A 19,543-nucleotide genomic window follows, 5' to 3' on the forward strand; every position below is an offset into this window, starting at 1 on the left:
GTATGTCAGTTAGTCCTCACTGACAGAAAAGTTTTTCCGGACTTTAACCTGTGCCATGCTTTCCAGAATACGGTGGTAACTTTCGAAGCGTACTTCGTCAATCTTGCCGTCTTCTACGGCCTGACGTATTGCACAACCCGGATCGTTATCATGTTTGCAGTCGCGGAATTTACAATGACCAAGATAGTCCGCAAATTCGACAAATCCCCGGGTAATTTGTTCCGGTTCCAGATGCCAGAGACCAAACTCCCTGACCCCCGGGGAGTCGATCACATCTCCGCCCTGCGGGAAGTGATACAGGCGGGCGGCGGTAGTGGTGTGCTGGCCCAGACCTGAATTATCTGACACATCATTGGTCAGGATCTCATCTTCACTGGCGGCATCCAGTCCTAACAGCCGGTTCAGCAGGCTGGATTTACCCACACCGGACTGGCCTGCAAAAATACTGATCCTGTCAGTCAGTGCCTGCTCCAGGGGTTCCAGTCCCTGACGTTCGTAGCTCGATACCATCAATACCGGATACCCGATCCTGCGGTAAATATCCATTTGCTCGTTCACAAAGGCCCGTGCCGCCTCATCCAGCAGATCGGTTTTATTCAACACCAGCAGTGGCGCAACCCCCAGCGTTTCACAGGCCACCAGATAGCGGTCGATAATATTCAGCGATAATTCCGGTAAAATGGCCGACACAATGACAATCTGATCAATATTGGCAGCGATCGGCTTCAGGCCGTCGTAATAATCCGGGCGGGTCAGCATCGAGGTTCTTTCATGAACGGCTTCGACAATCCCTTTCCCGGCACCACTTTGTGGTGCGCGCCAGACCACACGGTCACCGGTGACCAGTGAACGGATAGTCCGGCGGATATTACACCGCAGAATATTCCCCGTGCTGTCTTCCACATCGGCATGCATACCAAAGCGGCTGATCACAATCCCTTCTTCCGGTTCGCTAAAGAGGCTGTCATCAGGCTCTGCTTTTTCCGGTCGTGTTTTCAGGCGTCGCTGATGGTTAGCATTAACACGACGCTGCTGACCTTTTGACAGTTTATTTTTGCTCACACTTCCTCTCATGATTTGCCAGACTTCGCCCGGCGGGACAAAACGTCTATGATACCATTATTAGTCATCAATAGACGATTTTAGCAACGGTGAGAGAGTGTATGGCAACTGCAAGTGAAAACAATCTGATTTGGATTGACCTCGAAATGACCGGCCTGGACCCGGAACGGGATCGGATCATAGAAATCGCAACGCTGGTGACCGATGCGGACCTGAATATTCTTGCCGAAGGGCCAGTGATTGCGGTTCACCAGTCCGCCGAACAACTGTCTCTGATGGATGACTGGAATGTTCGTACCCATACCGGCAGCGGTCTGGTTGAACGGGTTAAGCAGAGTCAGTACGATGACCGGGCGGCAGAGCTTGCCACGCTGGAATTTTTAAAACAGTGGGTCCCCGCGAATGCCTCCCCTATTTGCGGGAACAGTATCGGTCAGGATCGCCGTTTCCTCTACAAGTATATGCCTGAACTGGAAGCATGGTTCCATTACCGGGCACTGGATGTGAGTACGCTGAAAGAGCTGGCTCGTCGCTGGAAACCGGAAATCCTGCCGGGTTTCAGTAAAGCGGGGACGCATCAGGCACTGGATGATATTCGTGAGTCAGTGGCTGAATTGCGCTACTACCGGGATAATTTCCTCAGTCTTTAAGTAAAGTTGACTAATCTGACAACAACATGATGCATTAATCATCAGTCAGACGAAAAGCTGCAAAAATATTGGTAACGGGGCTTGCGTAGCGGAATTATTCTCGTATAATTCGCACCCCGTAACGATGAAGAATTTATGTCGTTGCCGGCGCGGGAATAGCTCAGTTGGTAGAGCACGACCTTGCCAAGGTCGGGGTCGCGAGTTCGAGTCTCGTTTCCCGCTCCAGATTAAAAAAAGTAGTTGCAGTAGTATCCTCCGATGCGGGAATAGCTCAGTTGGTAGAGCACGACCTTGCCAAGGTCGGGGTCGCGAGTTCGAGTCTCGTTTCCCGCTCCAGAGAATAAACGTAGTTGCAGTTGTACCTCCTAATGCGGGAATAGCTCAGTTGGTAGAGCACGACCTTGCCAAGGTCGGGGTCGCGAGTTCGAGTCTCGTTTCCCGCTCCAGATTTTCTTCGGTATTTTCTTCCGTTTGACACTTCTCTTTCTTATCCTGATTTGCTGATTTGCTGATTTGCTGATTTGCTGATTTGCTGATTTGCTGATTTGCTGATTTGCTGATTTGCTGATTTGCTGATTTGCTGATTTGCTGATTTGCTGATTTGCTGATTTGCTGATTTGCTGATTTGCTGATTTGCTGATTTGCTGTGCCGGGAATCGCGGGTAAAAAAAATCAGCGCACCAGGTACGCTGATCGATATTGCCGGATGACAGGGGAAGGCGGACGCTATGCGTTACCTTATCCGCGGTGACTTCACCCCTGAACTTTTTCTGAGGCTTCGGTAAAGGCCTGATATAGCTCACGGGCACGGGCACTGACAGGGCCACGGGTCAGCTCTCTGTCTTCAATACGGTTACAGTGCAGAACCTTACCGTGGTTACCGGTACTGAAGATTTCGTCTGCATTCAGGACATCTTCCGGGGTTAACGTCACTTCTTCTACCGTAATACCGTCTTCACGTAACAGGGCAATCACCCGCTGACGGGTAATTCCGTTCAGGAAAGTCCCGTTAGGCACCGGGGTATAGGCCGTACCATTTTTGACGATCCACAGGTTAGCCGCTGCAAATTCTGCCACATTTCCTTCACCGTCCAGTACCACTGCGGTGTAAAAGTCACGCTGGCTGGCTTCCCGGATAATACGTTGTGTATTCGGATACAGGCAGGAAGCTTTGGCTTCCGTGGGAGCCATGGTCGCGTCGGGGCGACGGAACGGACTGAACGTTGCGCTGAATCCGTTATCTTCCGGCAGGGCTGTTTCAAAAATATGTAATGCAAAAGTTGTGCTTTCAGGATCCGGCAGCAGGAACCCGCCAGGAGAGAAGAACAGAACTTTAATGTAGTAATCGGTATCGTGAGGAAGGCGGGCCAGCCCCTGGTGGACTAAACGAATAATTTCGTCTGCGGTAATTTTAGGTTCCATTCCCATAGAAAGCGCGGAGCGAATAGCGCGCTGACAGTGGGCTTCCAGGTCCGGAAGATGGCCTTTGACAGCGCGCGCGCCGTCAAACACAGTAGAGGCCATCCATAATGCATGATCGGTGATACCAATCGCAGGTTTATCTGTCGTGCTCCATTCGCCGTTGTACCAGATGATTTCTTGGTTATTCATTGTCTTCCTCAGTACCCATAATGTCCTGTCACCAGGCTGCCGTTATAATTGATGTTTTGTGAACTGTTATTGGCATGCCGGACGTTAATGCCAGCAGTTAACTTCAGCTTAGCAAGAAATCAGATATAGCTGAATAACTTCTCTTCGCCAGATCCGCCACTTTTTTACTTTTTGTCGGGCGATCGGCAAAGGATCGTTTGTCATACAGAGGATCTATCTACCCTGCTGATATTTATCATGTATTCCGGGAGGCTGATCCCCGGGGCTGCGTCAGCGTTTAGCTATTTGTATAAATAACCATCGATCAGTGCGCATCATTGCGTTTGCTAGTTGCTATCACAGTGCGTTCTCTGCATAATACGCCTCCCCGAAATACTGTATCTCTGATGTGCTATTTCGTACCGCACAAAGGAAAGCCTTTATTTTTACAAAGGATTCATCCGTGAGTGCCCTATACAGGCATCTTTTTTGTAGTCTGTAAACAGAGTTATCCACAGTTTTAACCTTTTTTTACCTTCGCTCTCCTGTATACAGTCATTGCCAGAGATAGTTAGCAACCGATTGATTTAAATAAAAATATTTTATTTTCACCGCAATGTGACTTTCGTCATTTTCCCTCTGTATACCTTGAATAAAAAAGATATTTTTATTTTTATCCACAGACAAAGATCTCCTGCAAAAAGAAACCCTATAAAATGATTTAGCCAGGTATCTGTGTGGCGAATACGTGCCTGTCAGGGACCGGCTCCCTATTTTTGCCTGCTATGTTATCCTGTCGGCCTCTCTTTCCCGTGATTAAGAGGTCGCCAATGTCTGAGCATCATCAGGATCTTTCTTCATCGTCGGCTGTCTGGCCGGTTAACGCCTTCCCTGAACTCGAACGTGCTCTGTGTGAGAGCGGTGATATTACCTGCTGGCAGCTGATGCAGCAGGCAGGTATGGCTGCGTTTACGTATCTGCGGCAGACCTGGCCGGCAGCACGGCATTTACGCATCTTATGCGGGGCCGGAAATAATGGCGGGGATGGTTATGTACTGGCGACCCTGGCAAGTATGGCGGGTTATACCGTCAGTGTGATGGCGTGTGATCATAAAGATCTTCCGCCGGAAGCCGCACAAGCCAGAGATCAATGGCTGGCCTGTGGCGGGGAATGTCAGCCTGCAGACGGGGAGTGGATCGGGCAGGAGGATCTGATCGTTGATGCTTTGCTGGGGATCGGTCTGAATCGCGCACCTGAAGATCCTTATCTGTCGTTGATCGAAAAAACCCGCCAACGGCAGGTGCCTATCCTGGCCCTGGACATCCCTTCCGGCGTCATGGCGGATAGCGGGGCAGTACCGGGGGCTGCTATCAAGGCCACCGTGACACTGAGTTTTATCGCGCTGAAAGCCGGACTGCTGACCGGTAAAGCGCGGGATTATTGCGGCAGGGTGACGCTGGATCCTCTCGGAACGCTACCTGACCCGGTACTGACTGCAGCGCCGATCTGGCGCAGAACCGCGCGGGATCTGTCGCGGTGGCTGCAGCCCCGTCAGGGGACGTCCCATAAAGGGAATAATGGGCGGTTAGTCTTCATCGGGGGCGCAGAAGGGACCGGGGGAGCAATACGCCTTGCCGCAGAGGCGGCATTACGCAGCGGAGCTGGCCTGGTCAGAGTATTGACTCACGCCAGCAATATCCCGGCCATTCTGAGCGCACGTCCGGAACTGATGGTTGCCGAAGCCTCGGACGAAAAACTGCAGGAAGCTTTGGAATGGGCCGATATGCTGGTTATCGGTCCGGGACTGGGCCAGAGCCAGCGTGCCCGACAGATCCTGAACCAGGTAAAAAAAAGTAAAAAAGACACACTTTGGGATGCTGATGCCCTTAACCTTCTGGCAATCGACCCCGATACACGTCAAAATCGAATTCTTACCCCTCACCCCGGTGAAGCCGCTCGATTACTTGGGTCGACGGTCAGTGCTGTCGAACGCGACCGGCTACAGGCCGCACGCGAACTGACACGGCGTTATGGCGGGGTTGTCGTACTGAAAGGGGCAGGCACGCTGATCACGTCTTTCAAAGACGAAATGACGATTGCCGATGCAGGGAATCCCGGGATGGCGACCGGGGGGATGGGAGACGTGCTGAGCGGTGTGATTGCCGCACTTGCCGGGCAGAAACTCTCTCTTTATGATGCGGCCTGCGCCGGTGTCGTCGCCCATAGTGCCGCGGCCGATGCTGTTGCCAGCGAATCAGGCATGCGTGGTATGTTAGCCAGTGATTTATTTATTCCGCTTAGGCGATTTGTTAATCCTGATATGAACGTAAAATAAAGAATGAAAACCTCTGTTATCGCTTTACCTGATGAATCGGCCACTCTGGCTTTAGGCGCATCTCTTGCACAGGCCAGTCACCGTGCCACGGTTATCTATCTGCACGGTGATCTGGGGGCCGGAAAAACCACCTTTAGTCGTGGTTTTATCCAGGCGCTCGGGCATCAGGGGAACGTGAAAAGCCCGACCTACACCCTGGTGGAACCTTATACCCTTGGGCAGCGTACTGTTTACCATTTCGATCTGTATCGTCTGGCGGATCCTGAAGAACTGGAATTTATGGGGATCCGTGATTATTTCGGCGCAGAGGCTATCTGCCTGGTCGAATGGCCACAGCAGGGAAAAGGCTTTTTACCTGAGCCGGATCTGACGATCACCATGAGTTACGTGGACGACTGCCGGCAGGCAGAGATCGTTGCCCATACCCCTTATGGGGAAAATATTGTCGCGAAGTCGGTCACAGACAGGGATGGAGTATGACCTTACGGCATTTGTCCCGGTATGGACTGTTATTGCTACTGACCCTCCTGTTGCCGGGGCTAAGTGTTGCAGCATCGTTATCCAATATCAGTGTCGATAATGGCGGTTCACTGGCCACGGTGACACTGCATTTTAACGGTAAACCCACCTACTCATGGTTTTCTCTCCATAAACCCGAACGGGTAGTGATGGATATCAATCAGTCGGGGGTGATTAAAGGCCTGCCGCTGAATTTTAGTGGTGAGAATATCGTAAAGCGTATTCGTACCAGCAAACCGGTTAATGCGAACAGCTTTCGCCTGGTCTTTGAGCTGACACAGTCGGCGAAAACCACGACCCGGATGAATGTGCAGGGGGATGAATATCAGGTTATTTTTTCTTTGCATGGAAAAAATGCCGTCACTTCGGCCGCGAAAGCGACGCCGGCCAGTGACCCTTTCAAAGGGCAGAATGGGGCGACGGTGACGAATAGCAATACGACAACGTATCCCGGCGGTAAGATCCGTAATAACGACCGGGTGATCATCGCTATTGATGCCGGGCATGGTGGCCAGGATCCCGGGGCAATAGGCCAGAACGGGCTTAAAGAGAAAAATGTCACCATCGCCATCGCCCGTAAACTGCAAAAACTGCTGAATGCAGACCCTATGTTTAAAGCCGTTATGACCCGAACCGGGGACTACTATGTCTCCGTGAAGGGGCGTTCTGAGGTTGCACGCAAAGAAAAGGCGAATCTGCTGCTCTCCATTCATGCGGATTCGGCCCCGAATCGTTCTGCCACGGGGGCTTCTGTCTGGGTGCTTTCCAACCGGCGGGCAAACTCAGAAATGGCAGGCTGGCTCGAAAAGAGAGAAAAACAGTCTGAATTACTGGGCGGTGCGGGTGATCTTCTGGCAAACAATCAGGCGGATCCGTATTTCAGTCAGGCGGTACTGGACTTGCAGTTTGGCCATTCACAGCGCGTAGGGTATGACGTTGCGGTCAAAGTGATCCAGCAGCTACGGGTTGTAACAGTGATGCATAAACGCTTGCCTGAACATGCGAGCCTTGGGGTATTGCGTTCGCCGGATATTCCCTCCTTACTGGTTGAAACCGGATTTATCAGTAACCGGAAGGAAGAACGTCTGCTGGGAACCAGCGCCTATCAGGATAAGATTGCCAGAGCGATTTACTCAGGGCTGCATAACTATTTTAAACTGCACCCTCAGCAAAATGTGCCGGACAGAGAGAATAAAGCGCAACCTGCCATACCGGCCAGGCCTGTTTCATCAGCGATCCATGTTGTGCGGCAGGGTGAAACGCTGACAGGAATTGCACGGCGTTATGGTGTGACGAACCGTGTGCTGATTGATCTTAACCGTCTGAAGAACGAAAATGTGATGACAGGGCAGCGTCTGAAAATCCCCGCAACCGGGGGGAACCCGCAAAATACGTTAGCGACCAAACCTCCGGCAATTGTCCGGCATAAAGTGGTCAGAGGAGATACACTCAGTAGTATTTCCGCTAAGTATGGTGTGAGCTCAACGCGTATAATGCAGCAAAATCATATGCGTTCTGAAAATGTCATGCTGGGCCAGACACTGACAATCTCTCCGCCATGATCCGCTGACAGAAGAGAACTTCTGGTCATCAACGTTCTGTGAGGAAGGGAATGACAATAAAAATATTACCACCTCAACTGGCGAACCAAATCGCCGCCGGAGAAGTGGTTGAAAGACCGGCCTCGGTCGTTAAAGAGCTGACAGAAAACAGCCTGGATGCCGGGGCGACCCGCATTGAGATAGAAATTGATAAAGGTGGCGCCAGGCGGATATCCATCCGTGATAATGGTTGCGGGATAGCGAAAGATGAACTCCCGATGGCATTAGCCCGTCATGCGACCAGTAAAATCGCCAGCCTGGATGATCTGGAAGCCATTATGAGCCTGGGGTTTCGCGGTGAAGCCCTGGCCAGTATCAGTTCAGTGTCACGACTGACACTGACCTCCCGTCCGGAAGCGCAGGAAGGGGCATGGCAGGCGTATGCTCAGGGGCGGGAAATGGACGTTTCTCTCAAACCGGCAGCGCATCCCTGCGGTACCACTCTGGAAGTCCTGGACCTGTTCTATAACACACCGGCCCGGCGAAAGTTTCTGCGTACCGAAAAAACTGAATTTGCACATATTGATGAAGTGATCCGCCGCATTGCCTTAGTGCGTTTTGATGTGGAGTTCTCCCTCAGCCACAATGGTAAACGGGTTCGTCATTACCGCGCAGCCAGTGAACAGAAGCAGCAGGAGCGCCGGCTGGCCGCCATCTGCGGGTCCGCCTTCCTTGAACATGCTCTGCATCTCGAATGGCAGCATGATTCTCTGGGCCTGACCGGTTGGGTGGCAGACCCCCGTGCGGCAGGGCAGTTCTCAGACTTACAGTACTGCTATGTGAATGGCCGTATGATGCGCGATAAACTCATCAATCACGCTATCCGGCAGGCCTACCAGGATAAACTGGGAGCAGATCAGCAGCCCGCCTATGTCCTTTACCTGACCATCGACCCGCACCAGGTGGATGTGAATGTTCATCCGGCAAAACATGAAGTCCGTTTTCACCAATCGCGACTGGTCCATGACTTTATTTACCAGGGCGTACTGAGTGCGTTACAAAGTGCGACGGAAACACTGCCGGAGATGACGGAGACACCGGTGACCTCCGGGGCAACGAACAGAAGCGCCGCAGGGGAGAACCTGTATGCTTCACCAACGCGGCCAGCGACGGCCGACCGCGGTGCGGTGCCGGCCGATGACAGTGGCCGGAGGCGGGAGCAAACCGCCAGCCGCGGTGCCGGGGCTACGCCCCCGGTCTCCTATACCGCACCGCGTTATCAGACCCGGGAAGGGGAGCTGTACCAGCGGATGCTCTCTTCGGCTCAGCTACCGGCGTCAGCACAGGAGAAGGTTTCAGCCCCGGAGCGGAGTCAGTCAGCGGATCCCGGCGTGCCATTAGCCTCACACCCGCGAAGTTTTGGCCGGGTGCTGACCGTTCTGCGTCAGGCCTATGCGCTGACCGAACATCAGGAGGGACTGCAACTTATTTCTCTGCCAGTGGCCTCGCGTTGGCTTATCCAGGCTCAGTTGCAGCCGGGGGAGGCCCCTCTGCGCTCTCAGCCCTTACTGATCCCTGTCCGGCTGAAAACAGAAAAATCAGAGCGTCAGGCACTGTCCATACACAGTGAATCGTTGCAGTCTATGGGGCTGGAGTTTGCGACGGATGCCCAGCATGTCACATTGCGTGGGGTGCCTTTACCATTGCGCACACAACATTTACAAAACTTGATTCCGGAGCTGTTAGGCTATCTTGCCCGACAATCAGAGGTCAGTGCAGAGCAGCTTGCCCGATGGCTGGCAACCCGCTGTAACACCGGACACTCTGAATGGAATCACTCACAGGCTATTGCTTTACTGGCAGACCTGGAGAGGCTGACACCGTCACTGGTGACCGCTCCTCCCGCCGGATTATTACAGGCAGTAGATTTAAACAATGTATTTGAAGCGTTGAAAAATGAGTGAAATAAATCAGTCCGGCCGGCCAAAGGCTATTTTCCTGATGGGGCCGACGGCTTCCGGTAAAACGGCCCAGGCCATAGCATTACGCCAGAAACTGCCGGTAGAAATTATCAGTGTCGACTCTGCATTAATTTATAAAGGTATGGATATCGGGACAGCCAAACCTTCCGCAGAAGAACTGGCACTGGCGCCGCATCGTCTGCTGGATATTCGTGACCCGGCACAGGCCTATTCGGCGGCAGAGTTTCGCCGTGATGCTCTGAAAGAAATGAATGAAATTTCACAGAGCGGGCGTATTCCATTGCTGGTGGGCGGGACAATGCTCTATTACAAGGCATTACTGGAGGGGTTATCCCCGTTGCCTGCGGCTGACCCGGAAATTCGCCGGCAGATAGAAGCAAGAGCGGAAGCGGAAGGCTGGGAAGCGCTTCATCAGGATTTATGCCGTATTGATCCTGAAGCAGGGCATCGTATTCATCCGAATGATCCCCAGAGACTGTCGAGGGCACTGGAAGTTTTCTATATTTCAGGTAAAACTTTAACAGGGCTGACAAAAACATCTGGCGAAGCGTTACCTTATGATGTCATACAGTTTGCAATTGCTCCCTCCAGTCGCGAATTGTTGCACCAGCGCATCGCATTGCGTTTTCAGCAGATGCTGGCGTCGGGGTTTGAGACAGAAGTGCGAAAATTATTTATGCGGGGTGATTTGCATACAGATATGCCCTCTGTCCGCTGTGTAGGGTATCGCCAGATGTGGTCATGGTTATCGGGTGAAATCGATTACGATGAAATGGTTTTTCGCGGGATCTGCGCGACACGACAGCTGGCCAAGCGGCAGATCACCTGGTTACGGGGATGGGAAAATGTCCACTGGCTTGACAGTGATCAACCTCTGTTAGCACAGGAAGCAATAATGAAGGTAGTTAGTGCTAACATTGGGTGATTGTGTACAATTGACGGGTTACCGTGCGCAAAATTTTCGCAATTTTAAACTGTTGGTTCTGAAATAATAAACAACAAGCATATAAGGAAAAGATAGAATGGCTAAAGGGCAATCATTACAAGACCCGTTTTTAAACGCATTGCGTCGCGAACGTGTACCGGTTTCGATTTATCTGGTTAATGGTATTAAATTGCAAGGTCAGATCGAATCCTTCGATCAATTCGTCATTCTGTTAAAAAATACCGTCAGCCAGATGGTGTATAAGCACGCTATCTCTACGGTAGTACCGTCACGACCGGTATCTCACCACACTAATGCGCCGGCGGGTGGCAGTAACTATCATAATAATGGAACTGCATCTGCTCAGTCACAACAAGACGGTGATAGCGCAGAGTAATTTGTCACTGTAATTCCAGGGTCGGTGTCTGTAACAAGGCCGCCGCCCTGGTTTTTTTATTAAGAGAGGTTTTCGCTTGTTTGAGCGTTATGAAGCTGGCGAGCAGGCTGTTCTGGTCCATATCTGGTTTACCCAGGACCGGGATCAGGAAGATTTACAGGAATTTGAAACACTCGTATCTTCTGCGGGCGTAGAAGCCCTGCAGGTAGTGACCGGTAGCCGCAAGGCGCCCCACCCCAAATATTTTGTGGGCGAAGGAAAAGCACAGGAAATTGCTGATGCGGTCAAAGCGACCGGTGCCTCCGTCGTCCTGTTTGATCATGCATTATCCCCGGCTCAGGAACGTAACCTGGAAGCTATCTGTCAGTGCCGGGTCGTTGATCGTACCGGCTTGATCCTCGATATTTTTGCGCAGCGTGCTCGTACCCATGAAGGTAAATTGCAGGTCGAACTGGCTCAGTTACGTCATCTGGCGACACGGCTGGTCAGAGGCTGGACCCATCTGGAACGCCAGAAAGGCGGGATAGGTTTGCGCGGGCCCGGTGAAACCCAGCTGGAAACGGACCGCCGTTTACTGCGTAATCGCATCAGTCTGATCCTCTCGCGCCTGAGTCGCGTGGAAAAGCAGCGTGAGCAGGGGCGTCAGGCGCGGGCAAAAGCGGATATTCCTACCGTGTCGCTGGTGGGGTATACCAACGCCGGGAAATCCACCCTGTTTAACAAGGTGACGTCGGCTGACGTTTATGCCGCTGACCAGTTATTTGCCACGCTGGACCCTACGTTACGCCGTCTGCATATCGCGGATGTCGGGGATGTGGTTCTTGCCGATACGGTGGGTTTCATTCGTCACCTGCCGCATGACCTGGTGGCTGCATTTAAAGCAACGTTACAGGAAACCCGTGAGGCATCGCTGCTGATGCATGTTGTCGATGCGGCGGATGTGCGTCTGGATGAAAATATTGATGCCGTTGATGAAGTGCTGGCCGAAATTGAAGCCGATGAAATCCCGGCATTACTGGTGATGAATAAGATAGACCGGCTGGAAGGTTTTGAGCCGCGAATCGATCGCAATGAAGAGAATATGCCGGTCCGTGTCTGGTTATCGGCACAAAGCGGTGCCGGCATTCCTTTGCTCTGGCAGGCGCTTTCTGAACGTCTGGCGGGGGAAATTGCTCAGTACGAATTACGTCTGCCGCCTCATGCCGGTAAGTTACGCAGCCGCTTTTACCAGTTACATGCGATCGAAAAAGAATGGAATGAAGATGATGGCAGCACAGGCCTGCACATCCGGATGCCCGTCGTTGACTGGCGCAGGATGTGTAAGCAGGAGCCATCTGTGATTGATTATATTGTCTGATTTATTTTTTCAATACCAGAACGACGTATCTCAGTATCCGATACCACCGCACTTAAAATTTTCACCGCAATTACTATAAATGGAGTGTAAGCATGGCGTGGAATCAGCCCGGTAATAACGGACAGGACCGCGATCCTTGGGGGAGCCGCAATAAAAAAGGCGCTAACCCCGGGGATAATCGTGGCGGGCGTGATCAGGGACCCCCTGATTTAGACGATGTATTCCGTAAACTCAGCGAGAAGCTGGGTAAATTTGGCGGATCAAAATCAGGCGGCACCGGTCAGCCGGGCGGAAAAATCGCCGGCGTGGTGGTACTTATTGCGGTGGTGGTCTGGGCAGCCAGTGGTTTTTACACTATCGGTGAAGCAGAACGTGGGGTGGTTACCCGTTTTGGTAAGTTCAGCCATCTGGTTGAACCCGGCCTGAACTGGAAGCCGACCTTTATCGACCATGTGCGTGCCGTTAACGTTGAGGCCGTCAGAGAGCTCGCGACTTCCGGAGCGATGCTGACGTCTGATGAAAACGTGGTTCATGTTGAAATGAACGTCCAATATCAGGTCACCGATCCTGAACAGTATCTTTATTCCGTCACCGATGCGGATGACAGCCTGCGCCAGGCGACAGACAGTGCCTTACGTGGTGTGATTGGTCGCTCGACGATGGATCGTGTACTGACGGAAGGCCGGACTGTGGTCCGCAGTGAAACCCAGCGTGAAATTGAAGAAACGATCCGTCCATACCATATGGGGATCAGCATACTGGATGTTAACTTCCAGGCAGCTCGTCCTCCGGAGCAGGTGAAAGCCGCATTTGATGATGCGATTGCTGCACGTGAAAACCGTGAGCAGTACGTGCGTGAAGCCGAGGCTTATGCTAACGAAGTTCAGCCGCGCGCCAATGGACAGGCTCAGCGTATTCTGGAAGAAGCCCGTGCGTACAAAGAACGGACGGTACTGGAAGCGCAGGGTGAGGTCGCTCGTTTCTCTGAAATCCTGCCGGAATATAAAGCGGCACCTCAGATAACCAAAGAGCGTCTGTATATCGATACCATGGAACGGGTATTATCCGAAACCCGCAAAGTGGTTGTCGGGGATAAAAGCAATAATCTGATGGTACTTCCCCTTGATCAATTAATGAATGGCGGATCAACTTCGCAAAGTCACGGGGCTCGTCAAACCGTCCCTCCGCTGAAAGCTCCATCAGCAGCCTCTTCTGCCGTTAATACACGTCGTAATACGTCGTCATTATCGACGGAAAGCATTATGGATCAGCGCAGAGCGAATGCACTGCGTAATGATGGCTTGCGCGAAGGAGAGGAATAATGCGTAAATCTGTAATAGTTGTCGCAGTGGTCGTGCTGGTACTGCTGTTCACCTCAATGTTTATTGTGCCGGAAGGGCAGCGGGGCATCGTTGTTCGCTTTGGTAAAGTATTACGCGATAATGAAAACAAGCCACTGGTCTATTCGCCAGGCCTGCATTTCAAAATCCCGTTCTTTGAAACAGTGAAAACCCTGGATGCACGTATTCAAACGATGGATAACCAGGCGGATCGTTTTGTGACCAAAGAGAAGAAAGATCTGATTGTCGATTCCTATATCAAATGGCGTATCAGTGATTTCAGTCGCTATTACCTGGCGACCGGCGGGGGAGATATTTCTCAGGCAGAGCTGTTACTGAAACGCAAGTTCAGTGACCGTCTGCGTTCAGAAATGGGCCGGCTGGATGTGAAAGACATTGTGACTGATTCGCGGGGCCGTCTGACCACCGATGTGCGTGATGCACTGAATACCGGGAGTGCCGGGGTGGATGATGACGTCCGGACGCCGGCAGCAGACGATGCTATTGCCAGTGCGGCAGCCCGGGTAGAGAAAGAAACTCAGGGCAAAGTCGCGGCCGTGAATCCGAACAGTATGGCAGCCCTGGGTATTGATGTTGTTGATGTCCGCATTAAACAAATCAACTTACCGGCGGAAGTCTCTGATGCGATTTATAACCGTATGCGTGCGGAACGTGAATCTGTTGCCCGTAGCCAGCGTTCTCAGGGCCAGGAAGAAGCTGAGAAAATACGCGCCCAGGCCGATTATCAGGTGACCAAAACACTGGCAGAAGCACAACGCCAGGCGCTGATCACCCGGGGTGAAGGGGATGCAGAAGCCACAAAATTATTTGCGGATGCCTTCAGTAAAGATCCGGACTTCTTTACCTTTGTCAGAAGCCTGCGCGCTTATGAAAATAGTTTTAAAGGTGATCGTGATGTGATCGTGATGAGCCCGGACAGTGATTTCTTAAGGTTTATGAAATCACCCGCTCAGACGACGCACTGACAGGCGGTGTTAAATGTTCAGGCCGGCCCATCGCCGGCCTTTTTTATTGGATAAAGACTATGAATTCAACAATATGGATGGCTCTGGCCCTGGTATTGGTTCTTGAAGGGTTGGGCCCGATGTTGTATCCGGGCGGCTGGCGGAAATTCATTGCGGCAATGACACGGCTACCGGACACCCTGCTGCGCCGTTTTGGCGGCGGGCTGGTGGTTGCCGGTATGGTTATCTTTTATATGGTGAGCCGCTGATGCCTGTAAAGACAGACGTCCGGCCTGTCATGGGATACCACGTATAGCAGCATGATGAGAATTACGTCAAAAAAAGTGCGCAATCGTATGCTAAAAATGCTGAAAGTGAATTTTTCAGATGGTAGAATCCTTTTTTAAGCAATCGGTGGTTTTGGAAAATGGGTAAGAACGTTGTCGTCCTTGGCACCCAATGGGGTGATGAAGGCAAAGGTAAAATCGTAGATCTTCTGACTGAACGTGCTAATTATGTTGTCCGTTACCAGGGCGGCCACAATGCCGGTCACACACTTGTCATCAACGGTGAGAAAACCGTCCTCCACTTAATTCCATCAGGTATTCTGCGTGAAAACGTTACCAGCATCATTGGTAACGGCGTCGTATTATCACCTGAAGCTCTGATGAAAGAGATGAAAGGCCTGGAAGATCGCGGAATTCCTGTACGCGAACGTCTCCTGCTATCCGAAGCCTGCCCGCTGATCCTTCAGTATCATGTGGCGATGGATCTGGCACGCGAAAAGGCCCGTGGCGATAAAGCTATCGGTACCACAGGACGCGGCATTGGTCCTGCGTACGAAGATAAAGTTGCCCGTCGTGGTCTGCGTGTTGGTGATCTTTTTGATAAAGAAACCTTTGCCGTTAAGCTGAAAGAAATTGTTGAGTATTACAACTTCCAGCTGGTTCATTACTACAAAGCCGAAGCCGTTGATTACGATAAAGTACTGAACGATGTACTGGCGATTGCTGACATCCTGACCGGAATGGTGGTGGATGTTTCTGAATTACTGGATAACGCGCGTAAACGCGGTGATCTGGTGATGTTTGAAGGGGCACAGGGAACGCTGCTGGATATTGACCACGGTACTTACCCGTATGTCACCTCTTCAAACACAACCGCAGGTGGCGTAGCAACGGGTTCCGGACTGGGACCACGTTATGTTGATTATGTCCTGGGGATTGTAAAAGCCTATTCTACCCGTGTGGGTGCAGGTCCTTTCCCGACAGAACTGTTTGATGATGTCGGTGAATATCTGGGGCAGAAAGGTAATGAGTTTGGCGCAACGACAGGTCGTCGTCGTCGTACCGGCTGGCTTGACGCTATTGCCGTCCGTCGTGCAGTGCAGATCAACTCATTATCCGGTTTCTGCCTGACCAAACTGGACGTGCTGGATGGATTAGAGACCGTCAAAATTTGTGTCGGGTACCGTATGCCTGATGGCCGTGAAGTAACGACCACGCCACTGGCTGCAGAAGGCTGGGAAGGCATTGAGCCGATTTACGAATCAATGCCAGGCTGGACGGAGAGTACTTTCGGTGTGAAAACGCCTGAAGGGTTGCCGCAGGCAGCGCACAACTATATTAAGCGTATTGAAGAACTTACCGGAGTACCGATCGATATTATTTCCACCGGTCCCGATCGCAGTGAAACGATGATTTTACGCGACCCGTTTGATGCTTAATCATACTCTGGCCGGAATTTTTCCGGCCTTTGTCTCTCCTGCCATCAACTGCAATTTCCCTCTGTTTGCTGATCAAGTTCATCGGTTACTTAAATAATTCTCCGCAAATCCGGACTCTGGTTTATTATCAGTACACAGAGATGCCTTTTGCTTACCTGCCGTTCATCAATGTTTGTTCGGTATACATTCCGGGGATACAGTGCAGCTAACCAGCTTTACAGATTACGCTCTTCGGGCATTAATTTTTATGGCGACATTGCCGGAAGGCCAGATGACCAGTATCACTGAAGTGACTGATGTCTATGGAGTTTCACGGCATCACATGGTCAAAATTATTAATCAGCTGAGCCACGAAGGCTTTGTTCAGACCAGTCGTGGTAAAAATGGCGGGATCCGCCTCGGGATGCGCGCAGAGGCGATTAACCTGGGCTACGTCGTCCGGCGACTGGAGCCTTTGCAGTTAGTGAATTGTGATGAGTGTGCTATTACCCCGGCTTGCCGCCTGAAAGCAGCGTTATATAGTGCAATGGAACAATTTCTGAAAGAACTGGACACCTATACGCTTGCGGATATCGTTAGAGATAACAACAATTTATATAAAATTCTTATCACGGATGCCGCTGTGGTAAATACACATTCATGACATCGGAGGTACCTATGTCACAAGACCCTTTTCAGCAACGGGAAGCGGAAAAATACGAAAACCCGATCCCCAGCAGGGAGTTTATCCTTGCTCATCTGGAAAAACGCGAGAAACCTGCACGCCGCGATGAGCTGGCACAGGAACTTAATATCACCAGCGAAGAACAAACCGAAGCACTGCGCCGTCGCCTCCGTGCGATGGAAAGAGACGGTCAGCTGGTATTCACCCGCCGCCAGTGCTATGCCTTACCGGAGCGGCTGGATTTGCTGCGCGGAAAAGTTATCGGCCACCGTGATGGCTATGGCTTTCTGAGACTCGAAAACGCGAAGGATGATCTCTATTTATCTGCTGAGCAGATGAAGTTCTGTATGCATGGCGACATTATTCTGGCGCAGGCGGCAGGTGCAGACCGTCGTGGTCGCCGCGAAGCCCGGGTGGTCCGCGTTGTTGAACCCCGTAACAACCAGATCGTCGGGCGTTATTTTGTCGATGCCGGGGCGGGGTTTGTTGTCCCGGATGATAGCCGTCTGAGTTTTGATATTCTGATTGAGCCGGAACATACTCAGAATGCCCGCATGGGCGCTGTCGTGGTGGTGGAGCTGGAAAAACGCCCTACCCGCAGAGCAAAAGCGATTGGCCGGGTGATCGAAATTCTCGGGGATAATATGGGCACCGGGCTGGCTGTGGATATGGCCTTACGGACCCATGAAATCCCGCATGACTGGCCGGAAGCTGTTGAACAGCAAATGGCGGCGCTCAGTGAACAGGTCCCGGAAAAGGCGAAAGCCGGACGGGTTGACCTGCGTCAGTTACCCCTGGTCACCATTGATGGTGAAGATGCCCGTGACTTCGACGATGCCGTTTACTGCCAGAAAAAACGCGGTGGCGGCTGGCGTCTGTGGGTAGCTATCGCGGATGTCAGCTACTACGTCCGTCCGGGCACTGAGCTTGATAACGAAGCACAGGCGCGTGGTACATCGGTTTACTTCCCTTCACAGGTTGTGCCTATGTTGCCGGAGGTTCTGTCCAACGGGCTGTGCTCGCTGAATCCTCAGGTCGACCGTCTGTGTATGGTCTGTGAGATGACCATCTCGGCCAGCGGTAAACTCAGTGGCTATAAGCACTATGAAGCGGTCATGAATTCGCATGCGCGCCTGACCTATACCAAAGTGTGGAATATCCTGCAGGGCAATGAAGAACTGCGTGAACAGTATGCCCCGCTGGTCGGCGACCTGGAAGAATTGCACCGCATGTATCAGGTGCTGGAACAGGCCCGTGCTCAGCGTGGTGGTATTTCTTTCGAAACGGAAGAAGCGAAATTTATCTTTAACGCCGATCGTCGTATTGAGCGTGTCGAGCGAACCGCGCGTAATGATGCACATAAACTGATTGAAGAGTGCATGATCCTGGCAAATATTGCCTCGGCACGCTTTGTCGAAAAACATCAGGAACCGGCGCTGTTCCGTGACCATGACCGTCCTTCTGATGACAGCATCAAAAGCTTCCGTACCGTATTGAGTGAGCTGGGCCTGACTCTGTCTGGCGGAACGAAACCGGCACCTGTGGATTATTCAGAATTGCTGGAGAAGATCTCGGGGCGTCCGGATGCGGAAATGCTGCAAACCATGCTGCTGCGTTCAATGAAACAGGCAGTCTATGACCCGGAGAACCGCGGTCACTTTGGTCTGGCATTGACGTCCTATGCACACTTTACGTCGCCTATCCGTCGTTATCCTGATTTATTACTGCACCGGGCCATTAAATACCTGTTGGCTAAAGATGCTAATGAATTACAGGGGAACACGACACCGACCGGCGGCTATCACTATGATATGCAACAGATGTTGCAGCTCGGCCAGCACTGTTCTCTGACAGAGCGCCGTGCAGATGAGGCCACCCGTGATGTGGCGGACTGGCTGAAATGTGATTTCATGCAGGACCAGGTCGGAAACACCTTTAGTGGTGTTATCTCAAGTGTGACCGGGTTCGGCTTCTTTGTCCGTCTGAGCGACCTGTTTATTGATGGTCTGGTACACGTATCGAGCCTGGACAATGACTACTACCGGTTTGACCCGGTCGGTCAGCGACTGATCGGAGAGTCCGGTGCGCATACCTATCGGTTGGGGGATATTGTTGAAGTCCGTGTTGAAGCTGTCCATATGGACGAACGTAAAATCGATTTCGCCCTGATCTCCAGCAAACGTCAGCCGCGCGGTGCAGGAAAAACGGCGCGAGAAAAAGACGCCAAAGCGGGTACCGCGGCGGGCAAAAGCCGTAAAGGCGCGCGCTCCGGGGCTAACTTCGAAGCGGATGAAACCTTCCGCAGTGAGAAGAAAAAATCCGGTAAAAAACGCGGGAAAAAGAAGCCTGCGGCGAAAGAGACTGTGACAGAAGCTCCGGTGAAGAAAGTTAAAAAAGTCTCGGAGAAAACACGTAAAATCGCCGCCGCGACCAAAGCGAAGCGGGCAGCAAAAAAAGATAAGTCTGTGACTAAAAAAGCAGACTGATCT

At 51.9% G+C, this 19,543-nt stretch carries 17 protein-coding genes and 3 tRNA genes; 17 read left to right on the forward strand and 3 right to left on the reverse strand.

Annotated features, from left to right (window positions below; genetic code table 11):
- Positions 1–9: 9 nt before the first annotated feature.
- The gene (gene rsgA, locus CG67_RS00765) at positions 10–1,062 is read right to left on the reverse strand and encodes a small ribosomal subunit biogenesis GTPase RsgA (protein ID WP_025901075.1); all 1,053 of its coding nucleotides are present in this window, start codon (positions 1,060–1,062) and stop codon (positions 10–12) included.
- 101 nt (positions 1,063–1,163) lie between these two features.
- Between rsgA and orn the strand changes: the two genes are divergently transcribed.
- The 4 genes from orn to CG67_RS00785 all read left to right on the forward strand — a co-directional run bounded on the left by orn (position 1,164) and on the right by CG67_RS00785 (position 2,158).
- Positions 1,164–1,712, forward strand: a complete 549-nt coding sequence (gene orn, locus CG67_RS00770) for an oligoribonuclease (protein WP_025901076.1) — start codon at positions 1,164–1,166, stop codon at positions 1,710–1,712.
- Between the two features lie 149 nt (positions 1,713–1,861).
- Positions 1,862–1,937, forward strand: a tRNA-Gly gene (locus CG67_RS00775).
- Between the two features lie 35 nt (positions 1,938–1,972).
- Positions 1,973–2,048 (forward strand) — tRNA-Gly (locus tag CG67_RS00780).
- A gap of 34 nt (positions 2,049–2,082) precedes the next feature.
- Positions 2,083–2,158 (forward strand) — tRNA-Gly (locus CG67_RS00785).
- Between the two features lie 307 nt (positions 2,159–2,465).
- Here the strand turns inward: CG67_RS00785 and CG67_RS00790 are convergent.
- A complete protein-coding gene (locus CG67_RS00790; RefSeq protein WP_025901077.1) occupies positions 2,466–3,323 on the reverse strand; it encodes a branched-chain amino acid aminotransferase in 858 nt (285 codons plus the stop codon).
- Positions 3,324–3,857: 534 nt separating this feature from the next.
- Positions 3,858–3,983: a hypothetical protein gene (locus CG67_RS18620; protein WP_256360137.1), complete on the reverse strand. Its 126-nt coding sequence runs from the start codon at positions 3,981–3,983 to the stop codon at positions 3,858–3,860.
- A gap of 149 nt (positions 3,984–4,132) precedes the next feature.
- Between CG67_RS18620 and CG67_RS00795 the strand changes: the two genes are divergently transcribed.
- From CG67_RS00795 to rnr, 13 genes are all read left to right on the forward strand, one after another.
- On the forward strand, positions 4,133–5,638 hold the full coding sequence (locus CG67_RS00795) for an NAD(P)H-hydrate dehydratase (RefSeq protein ID WP_025901078.1): 1,506 nt from the start codon (positions 4,133–4,135) through the stop codon (positions 5,636–5,638).
- 3 nt (positions 5,639–5,641) lie between these two features.
- A complete protein-coding gene (gene tsaE, locus CG67_RS00800) occupies positions 5,642–6,118 on the forward strand; it encodes a tRNA (adenosine(37)-N6)-threonylcarbamoyltransferase complex ATPase subunit type 1 TsaE (RefSeq protein ID WP_025901079.1) in 477 nt (158 codons plus the stop codon).
- Complete coding sequence (gene amiB / locus CG67_RS00805) at positions 6,115–7,719, forward strand: N-acetylmuramoyl-L-alanine amidase AmiB (protein ID WP_038024453.1); 1,605 nt, start codon at positions 6,115–6,117, stop codon at positions 7,717–7,719. Before tsaE ends, amiB begins: the two co-directional genes overlap by 4 nt.
- Before the next feature lie 50 nt (positions 7,720–7,769).
- Entirely contained in the window at positions 7,770–9,662 is a 1,893-nt protein-coding gene (gene mutL / locus CG67_RS00810; RefSeq protein ID WP_025901081.1) for a DNA mismatch repair endonuclease MutL, read from the forward strand.
- Complete coding sequence (gene miaA, locus CG67_RS00815; protein ID WP_025901082.1) at positions 9,655–10,605, forward strand: tRNA (adenosine(37)-N6)-dimethylallyltransferase MiaA; 951 nt, start codon at positions 9,655–9,657, stop codon at positions 10,603–10,605. Before mutL ends, miaA begins: the two co-directional genes overlap by 8 nt.
- Before the next feature lie 97 nt (positions 10,606–10,702).
- Positions 10,703–11,002 carry an RNA chaperone Hfq gene (hfq, locus tag CG67_RS00820; RefSeq protein WP_025901083.1) on the forward strand — a complete coding sequence of 100 codons (300 nt, stop codon included), beginning with the start codon at positions 10,703–10,705 and terminating at the stop codon, positions 11,000–11,002.
- A 76-nt stretch (positions 11,003–11,078) separates the two neighbouring features.
- Positions 11,079–12,359, forward strand: a complete 1,281-nt coding sequence (gene hflX, locus CG67_RS00825; RefSeq protein WP_025901084.1) for a ribosome rescue GTPase HflX — start codon at positions 11,079–11,081, stop codon at positions 12,357–12,359.
- A gap of 92 nt (positions 12,360–12,451) precedes the next feature.
- Positions 12,452–13,681 (forward strand): FtsH protease activity modulator HflK, encoded by a 1,230-nt coding sequence (hflK, locus tag CG67_RS00830; RefSeq protein WP_025901085.1) that lies wholly within the window; start codon positions 12,452–12,454, stop codon positions 13,679–13,681.
- Complete coding sequence (gene hflC, locus CG67_RS00835) at positions 13,681–14,685, forward strand: protease modulator HflC (protein WP_025901086.1); 1,005 nt, start codon at positions 13,681–13,683, stop codon at positions 14,683–14,685. The genes hflK and hflC overlap by 1 nt, the downstream gene beginning before the upstream one ends.
- 59 nt (positions 14,686–14,744) lie before the next feature.
- The gene (locus CG67_RS00840) at positions 14,745–14,933 is read left to right on the forward strand and encodes a DUF2065 domain-containing protein (RefSeq protein ID WP_025901087.1); all 189 of its coding nucleotides are present in this window, start codon (positions 14,745–14,747) and stop codon (positions 14,931–14,933) included.
- A 158-nt stretch (positions 14,934–15,091) separates the two neighbouring features.
- Positions 15,092–16,390, forward strand: a complete 1,299-nt coding sequence (locus CG67_RS00845) for an adenylosuccinate synthase (RefSeq protein ID WP_025901088.1) — start codon at positions 15,092–15,094, stop codon at positions 16,388–16,390.
- 199 nt (positions 16,391–16,589) lie between these two features.
- Positions 16,590–17,033, forward strand: coding sequence for a nitric oxide-sensing transcriptional repressor NsrR (gene nsrR / locus CG67_RS00850; protein ID WP_025901089.1), 444 nt, complete (start codon positions 16,590–16,592; stop codon positions 17,031–17,033).
- A 14-nt stretch (positions 17,034–17,047) separates the two neighbouring features.
- On the forward strand, positions 17,048–19,540 hold the full coding sequence (gene rnr, locus CG67_RS00855) for a ribonuclease R (RefSeq protein ID WP_025901090.1): 2,493 nt from the start codon (positions 17,048–17,050) through the stop codon (positions 19,538–19,540).
- The last annotated feature ends 3 nt before the right edge of the window (positions 19,541–19,543 follow it).

It is taken from the genome of Tatumella sp. UCD-D_suzukii, from assembly GCF_000611875.2.
Classification (GTDB): domain Bacteria; phylum Pseudomonadota; class Gammaproteobacteria; order Enterobacterales; family Enterobacteriaceae; genus Tatumella; species Tatumella ptyseos.